Source organism: Nostoc sp. UIC 10890 (assembly GCF_054786515.1).
This window is the reverse complement of record NZ_JBSGKF010000001.1, coordinates 6,124,377-6,144,574: the sequence shown is the minus strand read 5'-3', so window position 1 is coordinate 6,144,574 and position 20,198 is coordinate 6,124,377. Positions and strand designations below refer to the sequence as shown.

Here is a 20,198-nt window from a genome sequence, read left to right as displayed (position 1 = left end):
AATAGCCTGAAATAATCAAATTGTATTAATAATTAACATGATAGTTGATTTGTACAATGCATCAGTCCTACAAATTACAGGGTGCAATTGTACAATTAAGCTAGTTTTGGGATCTAGTATTAATCCCTCTCCAGGAATAAAAATCAAGAATGGGAATTAATTGGCAATGTGACTATAAACTTTGCTCCTTGCCCAGGTATGCTTTGGGCTGTGATATTTCCATGATGACGCTCGGCAATTTTCCGACAGATTGCTAGACCTATGCCAGTGCCTTCGTATTCAATGCTACTATGCAAACGTTGAAAAACATTGAAAATCCGATCGAGATATTTTTCTTCAAAACCAATACCATTATCTTCTACGATGATTTGACAGAGTTCAGAATTAGCGGATGTGTTATCTGCTTGATCGTTTAAAATATTACCATAAATTGTGATTACAGGTGGTATCTGGGGGCGCTGGAATTTGAGGGCATTACCAAGCAGATTTTGCAACAATTGGCGCATCTGTAAAGGATCAGCTTTAATGGTGGGTAACTCTGCTATTTCTACACTTGCGCCAGTTTGCTGGATATACACTTCTAAATCACACAATACCTCTTGGGCAATCTTTGCCAGATTTACTGATACAAAAGGCTGCGCCCTGGTAGTAACTCGTGAAAGTGTCAACAAGTCTTCAATCAATGTCTGCATTCTGTTGGCAGCATTCTGCATCCGTTCTAAGTAATCACGTCCCTGTTCGGTTAATGTGTCGCCACAGGTGGTTTTAAGCCGATCGCCAAAGGTTGTAATCTTACGTAGTGGCTCTTGCAAATCGTGGGAGGCGACAAATGCAAATTGTTGCAGTTCTTTATTGGAACGAGCGAGTTCTTGCCGCTGCCGAGTTTCTTGTTCTAGGATTAGGCTCTGAGTTGAGGCAATGGCTATTTGATCTGCCAGCTGTTGTAAAAGTTCAATTTCCCAGCCAGTCCACTGGCGGGGATGGGCGCACTGATGGGCAATTAACAGCCCCCACAGTTGATTTTTGAGGAAAATTGGGACTACAAGGTTGGCTTGTACGGCGAATTGTTGTAGAAATTCGACGTGGCAAGGTTGGATATTAGCTTCCTTGATGTCGTTAATCGAACTAATTTGCCCTTGACGGTACTGTTCAATGTAATTGTCGCGAAAGCAAGGGTCGATAATTTGTTGCCCCAAAATAACAGGTAAACCCGGAACTACTGCCTCTTGCACCGCCATAAAAGAACCGTCTGGCTGTAGGCGCAGGATTAAAACACGGTCGGCAAGCAGTAGCTTTTGCACCTCTATGACGCTGGTTTGAAGAATTTCATCGATTTGTAAAGACTGACGAATTTTTAGGGTGATATTAGCGAACAATTGCGATCGCATATTTTGGCGTTCTAATTCTGCTTGTGCTCGATTGCGATCGCGTTGTGCAGCTTGCCGTTCGCTAATATCCATCATCGCCCCAATCATTCGCACTGGCTTGCCGGTCTTATCATGAATCACATAGCCGCGATCAAAAACATAGGCATAAGAACCATTGCCGCGACGAAAGCGGTATTCATTTAACCATAATGTTCTACCGCTATCTATTAGTGCCATCGTTTCTGAGGCGATTCTCTGCCTGTCGTCTGGATGTATGTGTTCATACCACCAATAAACATTCAATGTTATTTGCTCTACTGAGTAACCAAAAAGTGTTTGTAAAGCTTGATTCCACCACACCTCATCAGTCAGCAAATCCCAATCCCATAAAAGATCATTGCTAGCACGAGCAACTATTTGGAAACGTTCTTCGCTCTGACGCAATTGTTCTTCTGCTTGTTTGCGTTCAGTGATATCTGTATGACAACTTGTCATCCGCACTACATTACCATCTTCATCCCACACAGCCTGACCGCGATCCAAAACCCATTTGTAAGTGTCATCCTTACACCGGACTCGATGTTCGCTGATAAAAAATGGGGTAATTTTGGCAAAGTGATCAGCGATCGCTTGTCTGACAAATCCAATATCATCGGGATGCACTCGTGTTGCCCATTCGTCTACATGATTGGAAATCTCATCTTCTGCGTAACCAAGCATTTCTTTCCAGCGAGTTGAGAAAAATACTTGATTATTTTTAACGTTCCAATCCCAAATCCCATCATTATTGCCTTGCACGGCTAACTGACAGCGTTCTTCACTTTCTCTAAGTGCGTCTTCTACCCGTTGGCGCTCAATGGCTGTCGCCAGAACGTTGGCAACCGCTTGGAGAAAAGAAACATCATCTTTGGTAAAAGTGTGGTGTCTGGTTGTGTGTGCCCCGAAGACACCAAAAGGACGCTCTTTGCCATGAATCACTACACTAATGCCGCTCACCACTTGATGGTCATGTAACAGAGGTGGCCCATTAAATCGTGTTTCGGCGCTCAGGTCATCAACAATTACTGGTTCCTGGGAAAGCAGGGTGTAGCCAGCTTGAGAATTTATCCCGCCACTAACGGTCGCCTTTCCCACCAGTCCAGGTTGCCAACCAACTCCAGCCCGTAGCAGTAATCTACCATCGTCTGGCAGCAGCTCCAAAATTTTGCAAGACTGAACTTTGAGACATTGGGCGACCATTGTCACACATGAGTTCATTAGTGTAGTCAAGTCTGTACTAGCTAGGGCGATTTGACTTATTTCTGCCACCATTGCTTGCTGTTTAGCATGAACTTCTAGCGCCTCCTCAGCTTGCTTGCGCTTGGTGATGTCCATGTATACCCCAGACATTTGCACAGGCACCCCAGACGCATCCCCAAAGACAACTCCTTTGCTTGCTAAAAAACGAATTCTCCCATCGGCTAAAACAACTCGAAATTCGATGTTATATTTGACTCGATTCTGAATAGCTTGTTGATGCGATCGCCTCACAAAATCGCGATCGCGCGGATGAATGCAACTAATGAAAGCTTCATAGGTGTAGTTGAAAGTCCCTTTCTCTAGGCCAAAAAGCGCTTCGAGATTATCTGACCAAGTAATTTTGTTCGTCAGCAGATCCCAGTTCCAGATGCCCATACGAGCCGCTTCTAATGCCATCCTGAATTGTGCTTCCCGCAATTGCGCCTGTGCAGTTTGCTGTCGTAATTCCTCCACAGCCCGACTAGCTTCTTGAAGACGGCGCAATCTTTGACGTAATATTGGCCATTGAATCGGCTTGGTAATAAAATCAGTTGCACCTACAGCAAAAGCTTTCTCTACAGATGCCTGATCAGAAAAAGCGCTAATCATTAACACCGGTGTGCCTTTGCCATCAGGGAGTGCTTGCAGTTGAGTGCAGCAACTAAACCCATCCATCACCGGCATGAGGGCATCCAACAGTACTATATCTGGGTGGAGGCGAGTATAGGTAGCGATCGCCTCTAAACCGTTACTCGCTTCTACCACCTGATACCCTGCTTCTGTCAGTAGCTCATTCAGATGCATTCGCATGAAATTGTCGTCGTCTACAACCAGAATCAGGTTATTCATTTGAGTCTATGCTGGGAGCGATCGCCCTTTTTTAATTTGGTCAAACTTTAGTGCTTTTAACTCAGCACTCGTCATTTTCCTAATTATCTTAACCCCTCAGTCCTCCATGCTCTATGTCCAATCTATTTGAGTTCTGAGTGCTGAGTGAGGAGTTAGGAGTTCTGAGTGCTGAGTGGGTAAATTGCGGTTTTTGGCGAACCCACAATAAATGTCATGTTTTCATGACATTCTTATCATTGCTCAACATCATATCCAGCAATAAATGTCATGAAAATATAACAATTCGATCCCGGAAGGGCTTATAAATCCGTGAACCAGGCGAAAAACCTACTTGTTCCCCCTTGATCCCTAGATATGCTTAGTGGTTAATATTGACTTAACAAAAACAACTCCTCCGATCCCAAAGAAATGCTAATTTTGGCATAACTGAGGAATTGAAAGGAAACGACCTCAATTTAAAAACAGATTAAAAAACTTAAAAACTGGGCAAAACCAGGAGTCAGGATAAGAAATTCATCTGGAATGGATGAGATTTTACATAGCATTCTTTAACCAGGGGAAATCATTTACCGCTTAAACTACTGGAGGCCAAATTAATGGCAAAAGAACGCCCGCCACTAGAGGAGATGACCTTACGCCAACTACGCAAAGTTGCTAGCGAATATAGTATCTCTCGCTATAGCCGAATGCGTAAATCACAACTGCTGGCATCAATACAAGAAGTACAGCGCAACAGAAATTCGCTTAGTCCATCTCGTTCATTGGAGGCACAAGAAACCGTGGAAGCTGCAAAGTTTGAATTAGGTCAGGAAGATCGTACTGGTGGATCTCTAGCTGATGTTGATGAAGGACTCGCAGATTTGCCTTCTGGCTATGGTGACAGCCGGATTGTACTCTTACCGCGCGATCCTCAGTGGGCTTACACTTACTGGGATGTTCCCAATGAACACAAAGAGGAACTACGCCGACAAGGAGGACAACAACTCGCACTCCGGATTTATGATGTCACCGACATCGATATCGAATACCAAAGCCCCCACAGCATTCAAGAATATCCTGCTGATGAACTAGCTAGAGAATGGTATATACCAGTTCCAGTTAGCGATCGCGATTATGTGATCGATATCGGCTATCGTGCTGCTGATGGTCGCTGGTTAGTGCTAGCTCGTTCTACGAAAGTACACATTCCTCCCGTCTATCCTTCTGACTGGATAGAAGATGTCTTCATCACCGTCAACTTTGAAGAAGATTTACGTGGCAAGACTCAATACGAACTAGTTCCCCCTGCCAAAAAGGTTGCAGCTACCGCCAATGGTAATGCTGTTGTAAATGGCAACGGCAACCCCATCTACGACCAAATCTTTGGTTTAGCGGAATCTGCCGAAGCGCTACGGGTGGCTGGTTCTATCTTCGGCTCCCAGCACCAAGTACCAGGTGGAGTGCAATCCCTTAGCTCCTATGTTTTCCCCTCTGGTGTAGGTCTGTGGGCAGCTCCCACCGTGTCTGGTTTAACCGCTTCCGGTGCAGGAATGTCAGGTGTTGGCTTCTCGGCTTCTGCCGTACCAATGCGTCCGCGCCAGTTCTGGTTAATTGCCGATGCTGAATTGATAGTCTACGGTGCAACCGAACCCGATGCTACCGTAACCATTGGCGGCCGTCCAATTAAGCTAAATCCAGATGGAACATTCCGCTTCCAGATGTCCTTCCAGGATGGTTTAATTGACTATCCGATTTTGGCTGTAGCTGCTGATGGTGAGCAAACCCGGTCAATTCAGATGAAATTTAATCGTGAGACACCATCTCGGAATACTAACACCAAAGAAGAAGCTGTTTTAGAATGGTTCCCTTAAGTTTTGGTTGTTAGATTAACTTCAGACTGAAATTTTAAATTATTCCCCGCTATAGTAATTCTGTAGCGGTTTTTTGCATTATTATGTATACAAAAAAATTATTTTTGGTATTTAGCTTGATCATTGCAGGGAGCTTATTATCAGGTTGTCAAGAGCTTGAAGCAAATTCAGCCCCAAAAGTATCTAAAACTTGCCCTGGCAAAGATGCTAAGTTCAGTATTGATTTTTTTAAAACCAATAATCAAGGTAAAAAAAATCAAAGAGGTATTAACAATGTAATTATATTTAATCCCAAATCAGCAGAATTAGATTTCAAAGTTAATGTTGGTCTATCTCATAAACTCTACGCCAAAGATGCGAAGGGAAAACTGCGTAAAGAATACGTACCAAAACAGTTTCGTGAACTCATTGGTGATGAGAATGCCAAATTAAACGGACAACTACCCATTGCCGCAATTAATGCCGACTATATAGATACTGATGATAAACCACAAGGCTTAAACGTTTCTCGTGGTGTAGAGTATTCAGGAGCATTTAAAAATAAACGTTCTTCCTTTGGGATATCAGGAGGTAGACCCCAGCAGCGACAGGCTACTATCCAAGCTGGCAGAAGAAAAAGCGATATTCTCAATTACAATTTAGTGGGTGGCAATGGTAGATTCTATCGTCAGGGTAAATTTAAAGATATTTGTCAAGATTTGGGAGAATTTGCCTGTAAAAATGCAACTAATCGCTCTCTGGCAGCTATTACTAATCAAGGCTATGTAATCTTATTAGTTAATGACTTGAAAGGTAATTCAGAGATTGAATTATCTCAAGTTAATCAAGAGTTATTCCCAGATATGTTTGATAATGTTCTAGAAGGTATTGCTAGCAATAACTGTTTAGGTAAAATTCAAGAAGGGATTTTATTTGATGGGGGTATGTCTCCAGGATTGTATTATAACCAGAAAGTTTATGTAGAAAACTTTGGGCCGATTGGTTCAGTTTTTTTGATTTACAAAAAATAAAACAGTTATGAATTCCACTGTGATTGTAGTTTATTTGCAAGTTCTGAATCTGGTGTACACACAATTTTAGAATCCTGAATTTTTAACTTTTTGCGAATTCTCAAGTTTGTTTGGATTCACCCAACGATTGACAAATTCGTTGTTGTGTTTGTACACCTTAATTTGCACTTGCTTGGAACTTACCTTAACTACTTCAGCAGGAATTCTTTGGACATCGCTAGAATCCGCGCGAGACTTGTAAAGCCAAATAACTTTTTGCCCTACTTCAAAGTAGTTAGGATTGCTAGTTAAAGAAGGCGTACTTTCTGCCCAAGAGGGGAAAGCAATTGCTAAGTTGATTAAAAGTACTAAGACCACTAGAGTTATTTGGAAAATTTTCATGATCATTGCACTTGTCTTTGGTCTGGTGAGCCAATCAATCTGCTGCTCTAGCATTTAGCTATTGTCCTCCTTTATTTTTTCAAAGTTGAAAGGTAGATACACTAAAACTTCTTTGGGAAATTTAGCAGAATTTATGTTGCACCTCTTTTTTACCTAAGTTTGATCGTACTAGAGATTTGGGGAGTCAATTACTTAGCCTTTAGTTGTATTAATCGCCAGACAAGTTTGTATTTGTTCAAAGTTCAAACCTTTATTGATTTCAGGATAAGACGACTTTGAGAATAAAATCAAATAGTCTTCTTTTTTTAAAATATAAATTAAATTTATGATTATTGTAATGCTCTGACTTGAGATGGAAATTTCTATCTCAGGAGCAATAGACGTAAAAGAACACTCTGTCGTAAAAGTTGGGAATGTATAGTGCTTTATAAATTTTGATCTATATGCCTCAGAGTAGAAGCCTACTTGCAGCGAAGCAACCTAATATTGGCAAACTAGTTCGTGCCCTGCGACAAGAGTTAAATCTGTCTCAAGAAAAATTTGCTGCCGAGTTTGGTGTAACTTTCCCAACAATTAACCGTTGGGAAAATGGACATGTAACACCTTCTCCTTTAGCAATACAGCGAATTATTAGCCTAATCAATGAGTTAGGTGAACGCGGTCAAATTCTTAAGAAAACATACTTCCGAGAAGAGGAGTAGGCTTTGTGAGTTCTGCATGGGAATTAATAGCTTGGAATATCGATGATATAAAGGGGGTACTGGGTACTGGGGACTGGGGACTGGGTACTAGGGACTGGGTACTGGGGACTGGGCAAGAAAATATGAGTAACATTTGGTTGGAATCTGAATACCTATCTAAGTCTTCCTAGTCCCCAATCCCCAATCCCCAATCCCCAGTCCCTACTGTAAGCAACACATGACCAATCGAGAGGAATCAATGAAAAACGAATCAACGTCAGCAAGCAACGCTGACGTAAATTTCCTTCTCGGCGGGGGTGAAATGGGTGCGCGGATGCGAGAACGAGATTGGTCAAAAACTTCCCTTGGCCCAACACAGGAGTGGCCACAGAGTTTGAAGACTGCTGCGCGGATTATGCTGACTTCCCGTCAACCGATGTTTGTCTGGTGGGGCGAGGAACTGATTAACCTTTACAATGACGCTTACAAAGCTATTATTGGCGGCAAACATCCAGAAGCACTTGGACAGCCAGCTTCCTACGTGTGGCGAGAAATTTGGGATCAAGTTAGGCCTCGAGCCGAATCAGCAATGCTGAAAAACGAGGGTACTTACGACGAAGCGCTGTTGCTAATTATGGAGCGCAACGGCTACCCGGAAGAAACCTATTACACTTTTTCATATAGCCCTGTTCCTAATGACCAGGGCGACACAGGTGGGATTATCTGCGCCAATACAGACGATACGCAGCGGATTATCGGTGAGCGTCAGTTGGCACTTTTGCGCGAACTAGCAGCGAGGACGGCAGACGCGCGGACATTCGATGAAGCCTGTATGCTGAGTGCAAGTTGTCTAGAAAGCAACCCTTACGACTTACCTTTCGCAATGATTTATCTGGTTGACCCAGATAAGCAGGAAGTTTTTCTGACTGGAACGTGTGGTATAGATCGGAATCACGTAGCAGTCCCCGAAATAGTGGCTCTCGATTCTGATGCGGTTTGGCCTTTTGCGGAAGTAATCAGAACACATCAGGCTTGCCTGATTTCTGATTTGGAAGTGTCTTTTAATAGCTTACCTTGTGGTGTTTGGCAGCGATCGCCCCATCAAGCGATCGCAGTACCAATTGCCCCATCCGGTCAAACGGGAAAAGCTGGTATATTGATTGCCGGTTTGAACCCCTTCAGGCTATTCGACGACAATTATCAAGGATTTATCGATTTAATTGCGGCTCAAATTGCAGCCAGCATCGCTAACGCCCAAGCTTACGAGGAAGAACGCAAACGCGCTGAAGCCTTGGCAGAAATTGATCGCGCTAAAACGGTCTTTTTCAGCAACGTCAGCCACGAGTTCCGTACCCCACTTACCCTGATGTTGGGGCCACTTAAAGAAACCTTAGTCAATTGTGCCACTCTGCTTCCAGCCAAAGAACGAGAGCAGTTAGAAATGGTGCAACGTAATGGAATCCGCTTGCTAAAACTGGTCAACAGCCTGCTAGATTTCTCGCGCATCGAAGCCGGACGAGTTCAAGCCTCTTATGAACCTACGGATCTTGCCACTTTCACCGCAGAACTAGCTAGTGTATTTCGTTCAGCAGTAGAACGCGCAGGGATGCAATTATCAGTCAACTGTCCTTCCCTGCCAGCACCAGTATATGTAGATCGGGAGATGTGGGAAAAGATTGTTCTTAACCTGCTCTCAAATGCATTCAAGTTCACGATGGCTGGAAAAATCGCGGTCAGCTTGCAGTGGGCAAATGACCATATTGAGTTTGCAGTCCAAGATACAGGCATCGGTATCCCAGCAGAAGAAATTCCCCACCTTTTTGAACGATTTCACCGCGTCAAGGGGGCGCAAGGACGCACTTTTGAAGGGTCAGGAATTGGATTGTCACTGGTACAAGAATTGGTACAAATGCATGGTGGAAAAGTTTATGTTACCAGTGTTATGGGAGCAGGCAGTTGCTTTACTGTGTCAATTCCAACGGGGTATGCTCATTTGCCTCCAGACCGAATTAGCGCCCCTCGAACTTTAGCTTCAACCGCATTAGGTGCAACACCCTATTTAGAAGAAGCCCTGCGTTGGCGACCGGAAGAGGCAGGGGAGCAGGGAGCAGGGAGCAGGGAACAGGGGGCAGGGGGCAGGGAGCAGGGAGCAGGGAGCAGGGAACAGGGGGCAGGGGGCAGGGGGCAGGGAGCAGGGAGCAGGGAAGAATCTTACCTATCACCTATCGCCTATCATCTGTCACCCTCTCGTGCTCGAATTCTCCTGGCTGATGACAATGCAGATATGCGTGATTATGTCAAGCGGCTATTAATAAGTCAGCAGTATGAGGTGGAATCAGTGCCAGATGGTTTAACTGCTTTAGATTCTGCTCGTGGGCGTGTCCCAGACTTAGTACTGACAGATGTGATGATGCCTGGATTAGATGGCTTTGGACTGCTGCAAGAATTACGATCTGATCCGCAGATGCAAAAAATTCCAATCATCCTGTTGTCAGCACGGGCGGGGGAAGAGGCACGGGTAGAAGGCTTAGAAGCGGGAGCCGATGATTATCTGATTAAACCGTTCTCTGCCCGTGAATTGTTGGCGCGGGTAGAGGCAGCCTTAAAAATGGCTCGTCTCCGCCAAGAGGCAATGGAACGTGAGCAAGAACTGCGAATTGAAGCTGAGGTGGCAAAAGCACACCTAGAGACTGTTATAGCTGGCATCCAAGACCAATTTTTTGTGTTAGATCGAGATTGGCGTTATACCTTTGTTAATGACCAGGTAACAGAAATTGTTGGCTTTTCAAAGGAAGAGTTGCTAGGTAGGATAATTTGGGAAGTTTTTCCAGATATGGTCAACAGCGAGTTTTATACTCAGGTTCAGCGGGCGATGTCTACGACGGGCTACGCCTACGCACAACAAACTGTTGTTCAGTTTGAATACTTTTATCCTACTTGGCAGCGCTGGTTGGAGAATCGCGTCTACCCCTTTGCAGAAGGAGTAAGCATTTTTGTTACAGACATTAGCGATCGCAAACAAGCAGAGAAAGCCCTTCGGGAAAGCGAAGAAAAATTCCGTAACATGGCTGACAATGCCCCCTTTATGGTTTGGGTAACAGATACCGATAGTCACTGCACCTACCTCAGTCAAAGCTGGTATGACTTTACAGGTCAAAACGAGGAAACAAGTTTGGGATTTGGCTGGTTAAATGCTGTGCATCCAGGCGATAGCAATGATGTTAGGAATGTTTTTCTGGAAGCTAATAGAAACAGCGAGGCTTTCCGTTTGGAGTACCGTTTGCGGCGCCAAGACGGCGAGTATCGCTTTTGCATCGACGCGGCTAATCCCTGGTTTGGGGTGGATGGTCAGTTTAAAGGTTACATCGGCTCAGTGATTGACATTACCGAACGCAAAGTAGCAGAAGCCGAACGCGATCGCCTCCTGGAACTTGAGCAAGCTGCCAGAACTGAAGCCGAAAGAGCCAACCGGATTAAAGATGAATTTTTGGCGGTGCTTTCCCATGAATTGCGATCGCCTCTTAATCCTATTCTTGGCTGGGCGAGACTCTTACAGACTCGTGAATTTGACGCCGCCGGATTGAAGAAAGCGATCGCAACCATCGAGCGAAATGCTAAATTACAAGCTCAACTAATTGAAGATTTACTCGATGTCTCTCGGATCTTACAAGGCAAGCTCAACCTCAATATGTTTCCCGTTAACTTAGTGCTTGTCATTGAGGGAGCATTGGAGACAGTGCGATTAGCCGCAGAAGCGAAAAATATTCAAATTAAAACGATACTGGATGCTTCTTTTGGGGAAGTTTTGGGTGATTCCAGTCGTTTACAACAAATTGTCTGGAATCTGTTATCAAATGCTGTTAAATTCACTCCTGAAGGAGGTAACATTGATATTCAACTAGAGCGTGTTGACACTCAAGCTCAGATTACTGTCAGCGACACAGGTAAGGGAATCAGCCCTGACTTTCTCCCTTATGTGTTTGAATATTTTCGTCAGGCTGATGGCACGACAACCCGAAAATTTGGTGGCTTGGGGTTAGGGTTAGCAATTGTCCGTCATTTAATAGAACTACATGGCGGGACGATTTGGGCAGAAAGTTTAGGTGAAGGGCAAGGAGCTATTTTCAGGGCCAGACTACCATTAATTAAAAAGGATTTAACCCCAAAACAACATATAAAGATTGCTGCATTAAATCCTTCTCCGGTGATTGAAATCCTTGCAGGTATCCAAATCTTAGTTGTGGATGACGACGATGATACCCGCGACTTCCACACATTTCTGCTAGAACAGGCTGGAGCAAGGGTGATAGCCGTGGCATCAGCAAAAGAAGCACTGCAAGTATTGGCAGAGTCAGAACCAGATTTTCTGCTCAGTGATATTGGGATGCCAGAGACAGATGGCTATATGCTGATGCGCCAAGTTAAGGCATTGCAGTCCAAACAAGCCAAACAGATTCCAGCGATCGCTTTAACTGCTTATGCAGGAGAAATCAACCAGCAACAAGCACTCGAATCAGGGTTTAAAAAGCATCTATCAAAACCTGTCGAACCAGAAGAGTTAGTCAAGGCAATTGCAACTCTGATTGGCAGGAGTTGGAATGACTGAGTGTTTGCTTATACACAAACCCCGTAAATGCAGATGTGTACAGGAGTAATTTTATGAATTTATTTGTACAAGAAATACCAGCATCAGATATCTCCCCAAAAACCATTCAAGAAACCCCCTTGCCAAGTACAGACCCACTAATTGCCCGCAGTTTACAAAAAGAGCAGTATTTTGGCATTATCGGGCTAGCGATCGCCTTGATTGCCGCTGTGGGATTTTTTAGTCGCAGAGTTGAATATGCTATTGGGTTTGCTATTGTTCTCAGCGCGATTTTAATTGCTTTCTTTTTGTTCGTATAAGAAGGGATTAGGGATTTAAAAACTGTGAGCTAGATTTCAATACTGTTCGGTTAAGGCAAGAGACGCGATGAATCGCCGTCTCTACAATAATCAGTCTTCCGTCTTGACGGCGATTTATCACGGATTTGTGATGATTTATCGTATTCTTTGTGATCTAAAATTTTCATCAAAAAACCTTAACCGAACCGTATTGAGATGGATTCCTTCTTCAGAAATATATATTTACTCTGAAGAAATTCAACTAAAAGCTCTTGCCTATTTGACTGATTTATGCTTTTGTTTTTTAATTTAAATTGTTCATCTAACCATTTATTAGTTTGCTTCATCACACAAAATATATCAGCAATTACTTGAGCATTTAGTATAAATTTGGAGATGCTTTAGTTAATCACTTACTCCGCTAAATTATTCAGTTTACTTAACTCATCAAATCTTCATGTATTTGAAGCGTAGTTTATCTTTTACAGTAAAAATAGCGGGAATAATAAAATAAATCGGATTGAGCAAATTAGTTAGCTATGAGCCAAATATGTCCTATCTCCAAAACCTGTGCTTGTCGTAATGTTGCACGCTGCCGGACTAAGGAGGCAGGTAGGCTCTTTCTCTGGTTTCCCGTTCCACATACCCTGAACAAAGTCACCTCCTATTTACAACAGTTTGCCCTTGAATATGAACTGATGCACGAGCGACCAGGTTTGAGTTTGAACTGTAGACCCGGAAAGTCTCTAGAAATTGCCCGTAACCTGGCCAAACTACTTGCACCGAGAGAATTAAAAGAGACGCAAGTCCTTTTTATTCAAGGCACTATTCAACCTCAACTCCACGATTTTAGTGACATAGCCTCATTACAACGCTTCATTAAGTTCAACCAATCCGACTGGCTGGTTGAAATGCTAGCAACGGAACGATTCACCAGTTACTTTCAACCAATTGTTTCAATTAACGATACATCACAGATTTTTGGATATGAATCGCTCTTGCGGGGACTGGATGAAGAAGGCAATTTAGTGCTACCCGCACCGATTTTGGAGTTAGCCACCGAAGCCGGACTCCTACCACAACTCGACCAAGTTGCTCGTCTTAGCACAATCACTCAATTCAGCCGCTATCAAGTGAGTGGACACATTTTCATCAATTTTGCACCCACGTCACTTTATGACCCAGTTTTTTGCCTACGTAGTACAGTAGAGGCAATTGATGCTGCTGGCATTTCCCACGAGCGAGTTGTTTTTGAAGTCGTGGAATCAGACGACAATTCTCAAGATTTAGACCATCTCAAGGCACTGCTCCAATACTACCGAGATGCTGGGTTTTTAGTCGCCCTTGATGACCTGGGTTCTGGCTATTCCAGCCTAAACTTGCTACATCAGTTACGTCCAGACTTTATCAAGCTGGATATCGAGTTAATTCGAGATGTGCATCAAGACCTTTACAAAGCCTCGATTACCGAGAAGCTTCTAGAGATTACTCAAAAGTTAAATATCCAAACTGTTGCTGAAGGAATTGAATGCATTGAGGAACTGAACTGGCTGCGAGAACGAGGTGCAAATTTTGCTCAAGGCTATTTGATTGCTAGACCTAGTGCAGTGCCTGTCACTACAACCCCTCGCTTTGATCCGATTGCCTTAACTGTAGCATCGGCAAATTCTCAGGTGGTTGAGCAGGTTCAACACCAAAGCGAGTCCGAGCGAATTGTCGCGGCTGTGACGCAGCGAATTCGACAATCATTAGAGTTAAACGAGATTTTGCAAACCACAGCAGCCGAAGTGCGACAACTATTTAAGGTAGATAGAGTATTGATCTATCAGTTTCAGGAAGACTGGAGTGGTTTGGTCGCTGTAGAATCCTTAGCAGAAGAGTGCATGTCCATTCTGGGATTTCACGTCATGGACACGTGCTTTAAATCCACCCGTGCAGCTTACTATCAACAAGGTAACACCAGAGCGATCGCAGATATTGAAACTGCGGGACTATCGCCGTGTCATATTGACCTTCTCCGAAGTCTGCAAATCCGGGCTAATCTTGTTGTGCCTATTTTACAGCAAGAGCGTTTGTGGGGATTATTAATTGCTCACCAATGCCGTAGCAGCAGACAATGGCAGCAATCGGAGATTAACTTGTTTAACCAGTTAGCGGGTCAAGCTGCGATCGCTATTCAGCAATCAGAACTTTATCACCAATTACAACAAGCAAACCAGGAATTACAGCGCCTTGCCTGTTCGGATGGTCTAACTCAAGTGGCAAATCGACGCTGTTTTGATGACACGTTCAATGCACACTGGCAATGGTTGGCACGAGAGCAAGGCTCATTATCTTTGATTTTGTGTGATGTCGATTACTTTAAGCTTTACAACGATACAAATGGACATTTAGCAGGAGATGATGCACTCAGACAGGTTGCTAAGGCAATTTCTCAGACAGTTAAACACCCCGCAGATTTAGTTGCTCGTTATGGTGGAGAAGAGTTTGCAGTCATTTTGCCAAATACTGATATCGAAGGGGCAATTGCAGTTGCAAGAGATATTCAGACTAATATTAGTGCATTACAAATGCCTCATCCCCATTCATTGGTCAGTGAATTCATCACCCTAAGTCTTGGTGTGGCAACCATCACTCCTCATAGCCAATTATCTCCAGCAACCTTAATTGCTGCTGCTGACCAGGGACTCTACCAGGCAAAAGCACAAGGAAGAAATTGTGTGGTGCAGATGGATTGTGAGAATCTGACCGAATAATTACTAATGGTTGAAGAAGAATTCAGGAGTCAGAATTCAGAAGTCAGAATGGGCTAAACGCTCCGCTACCGCTAACAGGAGTCAGAAATAAATCTATTGCATCTTATACTACTCATGCGTTAATTTTATCTAGGGATATTACGTAAATGAGGTGATTATTGCTGGGGTTGAGTGGTAAGGGTAATTGCGGGAGTATGTAGAAATGAAAATAAGTAATATGGAAAATAGCAGTTCTGTGATGATTGCGATCGCTTGGTGTTTAGCTTGGGGAGATAAGCGAAAACCTAAGTTTGATTTGGCAATATTACAGAAAATGCGACAGGCTTTGAAGGATGGGGAAGATGTGCCAGAGGAAGTGCGACTCATTGTCGAACAAGTGCAGCAATTTCAAGGCATTGATAAATATTACTTTCCAAACACTCTAGATGAATTAAAGAGTAAGTATCTTGATTTATGGAATCAGACTAATCGCATTGGCTTAGTTTATGGTGGTGCAACTAAGATTAAAGAATATGTATTTGAATCGTCAAAAATTCAAGATATTCGTGGTGCATCTGCCTTGTTAGATCGTATAAACCTGATTGATTTACCTGCATTTTTTAATAAAAATCCTAAGTCAAACCAGTATGCAATTCAGTGGAATGAAGTCAGAAAATGGCTGGATGACACTATTACCAGTAATTACAAATTCTCCGAAGCACTAATTCCAGAACTTATTATTTATTCAACAGGCGGTCATATTTTGGCATTTTGTCCAGTGGCATTTGTTGATGATTTAGCGAATGCAATTGAAAAACGCTATACCGAAGAAACTCTAACAGCTAACTCCTGCGCGGTGGGAGATACATTTAGACTGCTAGAAATTCGCTTTGGCTTGCTACAAGAGCCAATTGAAAATACCCTTTGGCTAGATTGGTATCGTCAGAAATATAAAGAACCGCTAGTTCAAGCTTACTTTGGTGATCTGGAGAAGAATCTAGAGAATTCTCAAACAGAAAGATGTAATAATTTAGCTGTGTCTGTTGAGGATGCTTTTGCAGACCGCAAGAGTTTTAATGAACTGACAACAAAATTAACAATTCTATTTAACCAACGTCGCAGTGGTCATGACTTTTCTAGTCGTCCTAGTCGTCGTAATCCTCCCATGTTTGAAACGCATCCTTACTTAATGCGTGATGAGGGAGAACGTAGGTCTGCGGTGATGATTGTCCAACCGCCAGACCTTCCTAGAGAATCACATTTTTCTGAAGCTTTGGCTCGAAAACATTTAGTTGGCTATAGAGCAAAAAAAGGAAAGCCAGCACAGCCTAAATGGTACGACGACTCTCAATTGACGTGGAAAAGTATCAGAGTTGAAGGCTGGTTGGATAAATTCAAGTCATTTCTTCAAAAAAATCCTAGTCTAGAACAGAAATATTATGCAGGTTTTGAACCTGATGAAATTGAAATTCCCCAAACTCTAAGCCATATTGCTAATGCTAGTAAAGGTTTTCTTGCTTATATCTATGCCGATGGCAACAATATGGGCGGTTATATTCAAAAAATTCGGACTCCACAAAAGTATCAGGAATTTAGTAGAGATGTAGGATTAGCCACGGAGTATGCGGTTTATCAAGCATTAGCAGAGAATCTGCATCCTCACAAATTGCAAAATTTTAATGATGAGGAATCAACACTAGGAAACGGCGCTTTAGTACATCCTTTTGAAATAATTACCATTGGTGGTGATGATATTATTCTAATTGTACCAGCTAACAAAGCATTGGCGATCGCTAAAAATATTGGAGAGAGATTTGAAGAAATTCTCCTCAAAGAAGTGCCATTGGGAGAAAGCGCAGAAAGTGAAAAAATAATTGGTGATTATAAAATCAAGCAAGACAATAAGCCAGTTGACTTGAAAAAATGCCATCGTTACAAACCTACAGAAGCTTCACCTTCTCAATGTCAACTCAGCACCTCAATTGGTATGTTAATCACAGCATATAATACCCCCATATACTACGCCAAAGACCTGACAGAACAGTTGCTTAAATCAGCTAAAGACCGTGCCAAAAAGTTAAAAAAAGCTGGATATTGTAGTGGGACAGTAGATTTTTTAACTATGAAATCTGTCACCATGATTTCATCTGACATTAAGGAATTTCGTAGACAGGCATTGATAAAAAACTTAAGACCTAAGTTAAAGCTTTATGCAGCTCCCTACACCTTACATGAATTAGGAGGCTTAATCAGCGTAATAGAAGCTTTGAAAAACGCCAAATTTCCCAAGTCGCAACTTTATCAAATTCAGAGTTTATTAGAACGAGGTAAACAAACTGCTATTCTCAACTATCGTTATTTTCGAGTTCGACTAAAGCAAGATAAACAAAATTTGGATTTACAAGAACAGTTTGAAGAAGCTTGGTGTCAGCCTAAAGATTCAAAGAATAAAGGTAATTTAGCGCCGTGGATGTATGATGATGGGACACTTGAATATGACAAATCAGACTATCCACTTTTTGAGACTATTTGGCGAGATGTTGTAGACCTGTATGATTTCATTGCTTCACCAGATGATGATCATGATGCAATTGAGGCGCAAAAGGCAACTACTGAGACTGAATTATGATCTATCTTCAACAATTATCAAACCCCATCACTTCATATCAAATTACAGCTGTAATTGACACTGCTTTGTGCGTTGGTGCAGGTGGTTCTTCTGGTTCACTTGCAGATAAACCAATTGTCCGTAACTCCGAAGGAAACTTGCTCATTCCCGCTTCTCAACTCAAAGGTCGTCTGCGCCACGAATGCGAAAAAATTGTAAGAGGGTTGCATTGGGCGGTCTGTAATTCTCCCAATCCGCAAACTATGTGTCCCCAAAGAGCAGGTTTAACAGAAAATTTTCAGAGGAGACAATATCAAGTATCGGGTTATGAAAGTCAGCATCATTGCCTGATTTGTCAAGTATTCGGGAATCCAGTGTTACCATCCCGTGTCATATTTGATGACCTAATCTGCACAGAAGACCCAGATAATTTACCAGAAGTACTACGTCCGGGTGTGACAATTAATCGCCGCCGCCACATCGCTGAAGAACAAAAACTCTACTTTCTAGAAACCTCGCCAGCAAACGCCCAAATCAAACTTACAGGACATATTCACCTATCTGGTGCGCCTATCTATGCAGGGGCATTAATTTTAGCTGGACTGCGACATATTCATGCTTTGGGTGGTAGTAAATCAGCCGGTTTGGGCTGGCTGCATTGGGAATTCCCCAAGTTACCGTTAGAACAAGGGGCGTGGGATTTTTTGGCAAAAGGGGTGAGTAATGAAACGGATTAATTTGGAAATTAAAGCGTTGTCTCCTTTAGCAATTGGGCGACAGAAACCGGGTGGTTCTGTGAGTGAAGCCGAAAGCTATATTCCCGGTTCTGTAATTCGGGGTGCGATCGCAGCTGTAATCTTAAAATGGGCTAATACATCTATTAGTGATGGTGACAATTTTCACGAGCTATTTTTAGGTGAAAATCCGGCAATCTTTCAAAATGCTTATTCTGCAAATATTAAATTTCCATCAGAAGTCAGAGTTTTACCCGTTACAGCCTTAAGTTCCAAAAACAAGCCAGGTTTTAAGTCTAAATCCGATGATCCTAAGCACAACGGTGTTTTTGATACCTTAATTGACCATTTCTGTGCTGAAGGCTTTGGACATCTTTACGATCCCAATTGCCCTGCTGACGGAGGTAGAGTCGATGTTTTCACTGGCTTTTACCAAATTCAGGGCAAATATTACTACAGCAATTCTGCAAGTACCCGCTTGTTAACAAGAGTTGGTATCAATCGACGCAGAGCAACTTCAGAAGAACGAGTTCTTTACAGCCTTGAAGTCTTAAATGAATCCCAAGATTACAAAGAAAAACCCGTCATATATACAGGGGGAATCTTTGTAGCAGATGATTTGGCAGAATCTCTACAAGCTTTTATTGCTAATCATCAAGAAGACTTACGTTTAGGTGGTGCAACTTCACGCGGATTAGGAAGAGTCAAGATTACAGCAAAGCTACCTGTAGAAATTAAACCAAGAGTCAGCAATCAAATAAAACAGTTCAATGATAAATTACATCAACGCTGGCATGAATGGAAGAATATCTTTGGTAATCCTATAAAAGATTTGCCAAAAAATCGGGTATATTTCACCATTGATTTACAAGCCGATACTATTTTTTCTGAAAACTGGCGACGAACTACTGTAATTTCAGCAGAAATGCTTCAAGAATTAACAGGCGTTACTGATTCTTCCCTAGAACTTCATGCCGCTTATAACAGCTATGATTATCGTTCTGGCTGGAATTCTGCTTGGGGACTGATGAAAGATGTGGAGTTAGTTACCAATAAAGGGTCTGTATATTTATTTAGCACCTCTGGCGAAGATTTATGGATAAAAGCTTTGGAAGATTTAGAAGTAAAAGGAATAGGCGATCGCACTTGTGAAGGCTTTGGACAAGTGGAGGTTTGTAATGAGCTTCATAGTGTATTTCGGGAGAATGCGGTATAAATTATGTCAAAAATTTCTGTTATTGACTTGGAAGAACAACTAGCGTTGAGAATTAATCAAGAATTGAGTAAACAATTAGATGATGTCATCATAAAAATGCAACAAATCGCTCAAGAATTTGCTATTAAGCAAGTCAAAGAACGTTCACCTCTAAAAAATGTTTTGACTACAGCTACAGATCCAATGTCTTCTATAGAGGTAATTAAAAACTATATCCGTTATCAAGTAGGTCGTAAGGATGCAAGTAAAATTTGGAAGTTAGAAAAAATTGAGAATGGTAAAAAAGAAATATTTGCTAATGCAGTAATTACTCAAATTAATGATTTAACAGCTAATATTGAGAGTATATTTAATGCTATCAATATTAGTCTTGATAAAGAATTAAAGCCGTTTTTGGAGAAAGATAAAGATAATCAAGACTCTATTAATCCCAAGCTAAATCATAATCAGCTAGAAAAATTAGAGTTGCTAAAGGAATATTTACATAATAATAAATCTCATATTAGACAGAATATTCATCTAAAATTAACTCAACTATACCTTGGTTATCTCAGTCGTGAACACACGGCTTTAATAGGTTCATAAATCAATAAGTTTAAATTGTAA

The 20,198-nt window shown here is 42.2% G+C and carries 13 protein-coding genes; 11 read left to right on the top strand and 2 right to left on the bottom strand.

Annotated features, from left to right (window positions below; all coding sequences use genetic code 11):
- Positions 1 to 143: 143 nt before the first annotated feature.
- Positions 144 to 3,494 (bottom strand): PAS domain-containing protein, encoded by a 3,351-nt coding sequence (locus ACWATR_RS25465; protein WP_460338532.1) that lies wholly within the window; start codon positions 3,492 to 3,494, stop codon positions 144 to 146.
- Positions 3,495 to 4,090: 596 nt separating this feature from the next.
- Here ACWATR_RS25465 and ACWATR_RS25460 point away from each other — a divergent pair.
- Positions 4,091 to 5,344: a DUF4912 domain-containing protein gene (locus tag ACWATR_RS25460; protein WP_460338530.1), complete on the top strand. Its 1,254-nt coding sequence runs from the start codon at positions 4,091 to 4,093 to the stop codon at positions 5,342 to 5,344.
- Between the two features lie 83 nt (positions 5,345 to 5,427).
- The gene (locus ACWATR_RS25455) at positions 5,428 to 6,354 is read left to right on the top strand and encodes a phosphodiester glycosidase family protein (protein ID WP_460338528.1); all 927 of its coding nucleotides are present in this window, start codon (positions 5,428 to 5,430) and stop codon (positions 6,352 to 6,354) included.
- A gap of 66 nt (positions 6,355 to 6,420) precedes the next feature.
- On the opposite strand, the gene ACWATR_RS25450 is transcribed toward ACWATR_RS25455, so the two are convergent.
- Positions 6,421 to 6,789 (bottom strand): hypothetical protein, encoded by a 369-nt coding sequence (locus ACWATR_RS25450; RefSeq protein ID WP_460338526.1) that lies wholly within the window; start codon positions 6,787 to 6,789, stop codon positions 6,421 to 6,423.
- A 389-nt stretch (positions 6,790 to 7,178) separates the two neighbouring features.
- Here ACWATR_RS25450 and ACWATR_RS25445 point away from each other — a divergent pair, with 389 nt between their 5' ends.
- The 9 genes from ACWATR_RS25445 to ACWATR_RS25405 all read left to right on the top strand — a co-directional run bounded on the left by ACWATR_RS25445 (position 7,179) and on the right by ACWATR_RS25405 (position 20,177).
- Positions 7,179 to 7,436 (top strand): helix-turn-helix domain-containing protein, encoded by a 258-nt coding sequence (locus tag ACWATR_RS25445; protein WP_460338524.1) that lies wholly within the window; start codon positions 7,179 to 7,181, stop codon positions 7,434 to 7,436.
- Positions 7,437 to 7,441: 5 nt separating this feature from the next.
- Positions 7,442 to 7,606, top strand: a complete 165-nt coding sequence (locus ACWATR_RS25440) for a hypothetical protein (protein ID WP_460338522.1) — start codon at positions 7,442 to 7,444, stop codon at positions 7,604 to 7,606.
- Between the two features lie 68 nt (positions 7,607 to 7,674).
- On the top strand, positions 7,675 to 12,021 hold the full coding sequence (locus tag ACWATR_RS25435; RefSeq protein ID WP_460338520.1) for an ATP-binding protein: 4,347 nt from the start codon (positions 7,675 to 7,677) through the stop codon (positions 12,019 to 12,021).
- Between the two features lie 53 nt (positions 12,022 to 12,074).
- Complete coding sequence (locus ACWATR_RS25430; protein WP_460338518.1) at positions 12,075 to 12,320, top strand: hypothetical protein; 246 nt, start codon at positions 12,075 to 12,077, stop codon at positions 12,318 to 12,320.
- Positions 12,321 to 12,838: 518 nt separating this feature from the next.
- Positions 12,839 to 15,055: an EAL domain-containing protein gene (locus tag ACWATR_RS25425; protein ID WP_460338516.1), complete on the top strand. Its 2,217-nt coding sequence runs from the start codon at positions 12,839 to 12,841 to the stop codon at positions 15,053 to 15,055.
- 202 nt (positions 15,056 to 15,257) lie between these two features.
- Positions 15,258 to 17,663: a type III-B CRISPR-associated protein Cas10/Cmr2 gene (cas10, locus tag ACWATR_RS25420; RefSeq protein ID WP_460338514.1), complete on the top strand. Its 2,406-nt coding sequence runs from the start codon at positions 15,258 to 15,260 to the stop codon at positions 17,661 to 17,663.
- Positions 17,660 to 18,379 carry an RAMP superfamily CRISPR-associated protein gene (locus tag ACWATR_RS25415; protein ID WP_460338512.1) on the top strand — a complete coding sequence of 240 codons (720 nt, stop codon included), beginning with the start codon at positions 17,660 to 17,662 and terminating at the stop codon, positions 18,377 to 18,379. Before cas10 ends, ACWATR_RS25415 begins: the two co-directional genes overlap by 4 nt.
- Positions 18,366 to 19,592, top strand: a complete 1,227-nt coding sequence (csx10, locus tag ACWATR_RS25410; RefSeq protein WP_460338510.1) for a type III-D CRISPR-associated RAMP protein Csx10 — start codon at positions 18,366 to 18,368, stop codon at positions 19,590 to 19,592. Before ACWATR_RS25415 ends, csx10 begins: the two co-directional genes overlap by 14 nt.
- Before the next feature lie 3 nt (positions 19,593 to 19,595).
- Positions 19,596 to 20,177 (top strand): hypothetical protein, encoded by a 582-nt coding sequence (locus tag ACWATR_RS25405; protein ID WP_460338508.1) that lies wholly within the window; start codon positions 19,596 to 19,598, stop codon positions 20,175 to 20,177.
- The last annotated feature ends 21 nt before the right edge of the window (positions 20,178 to 20,198 follow it).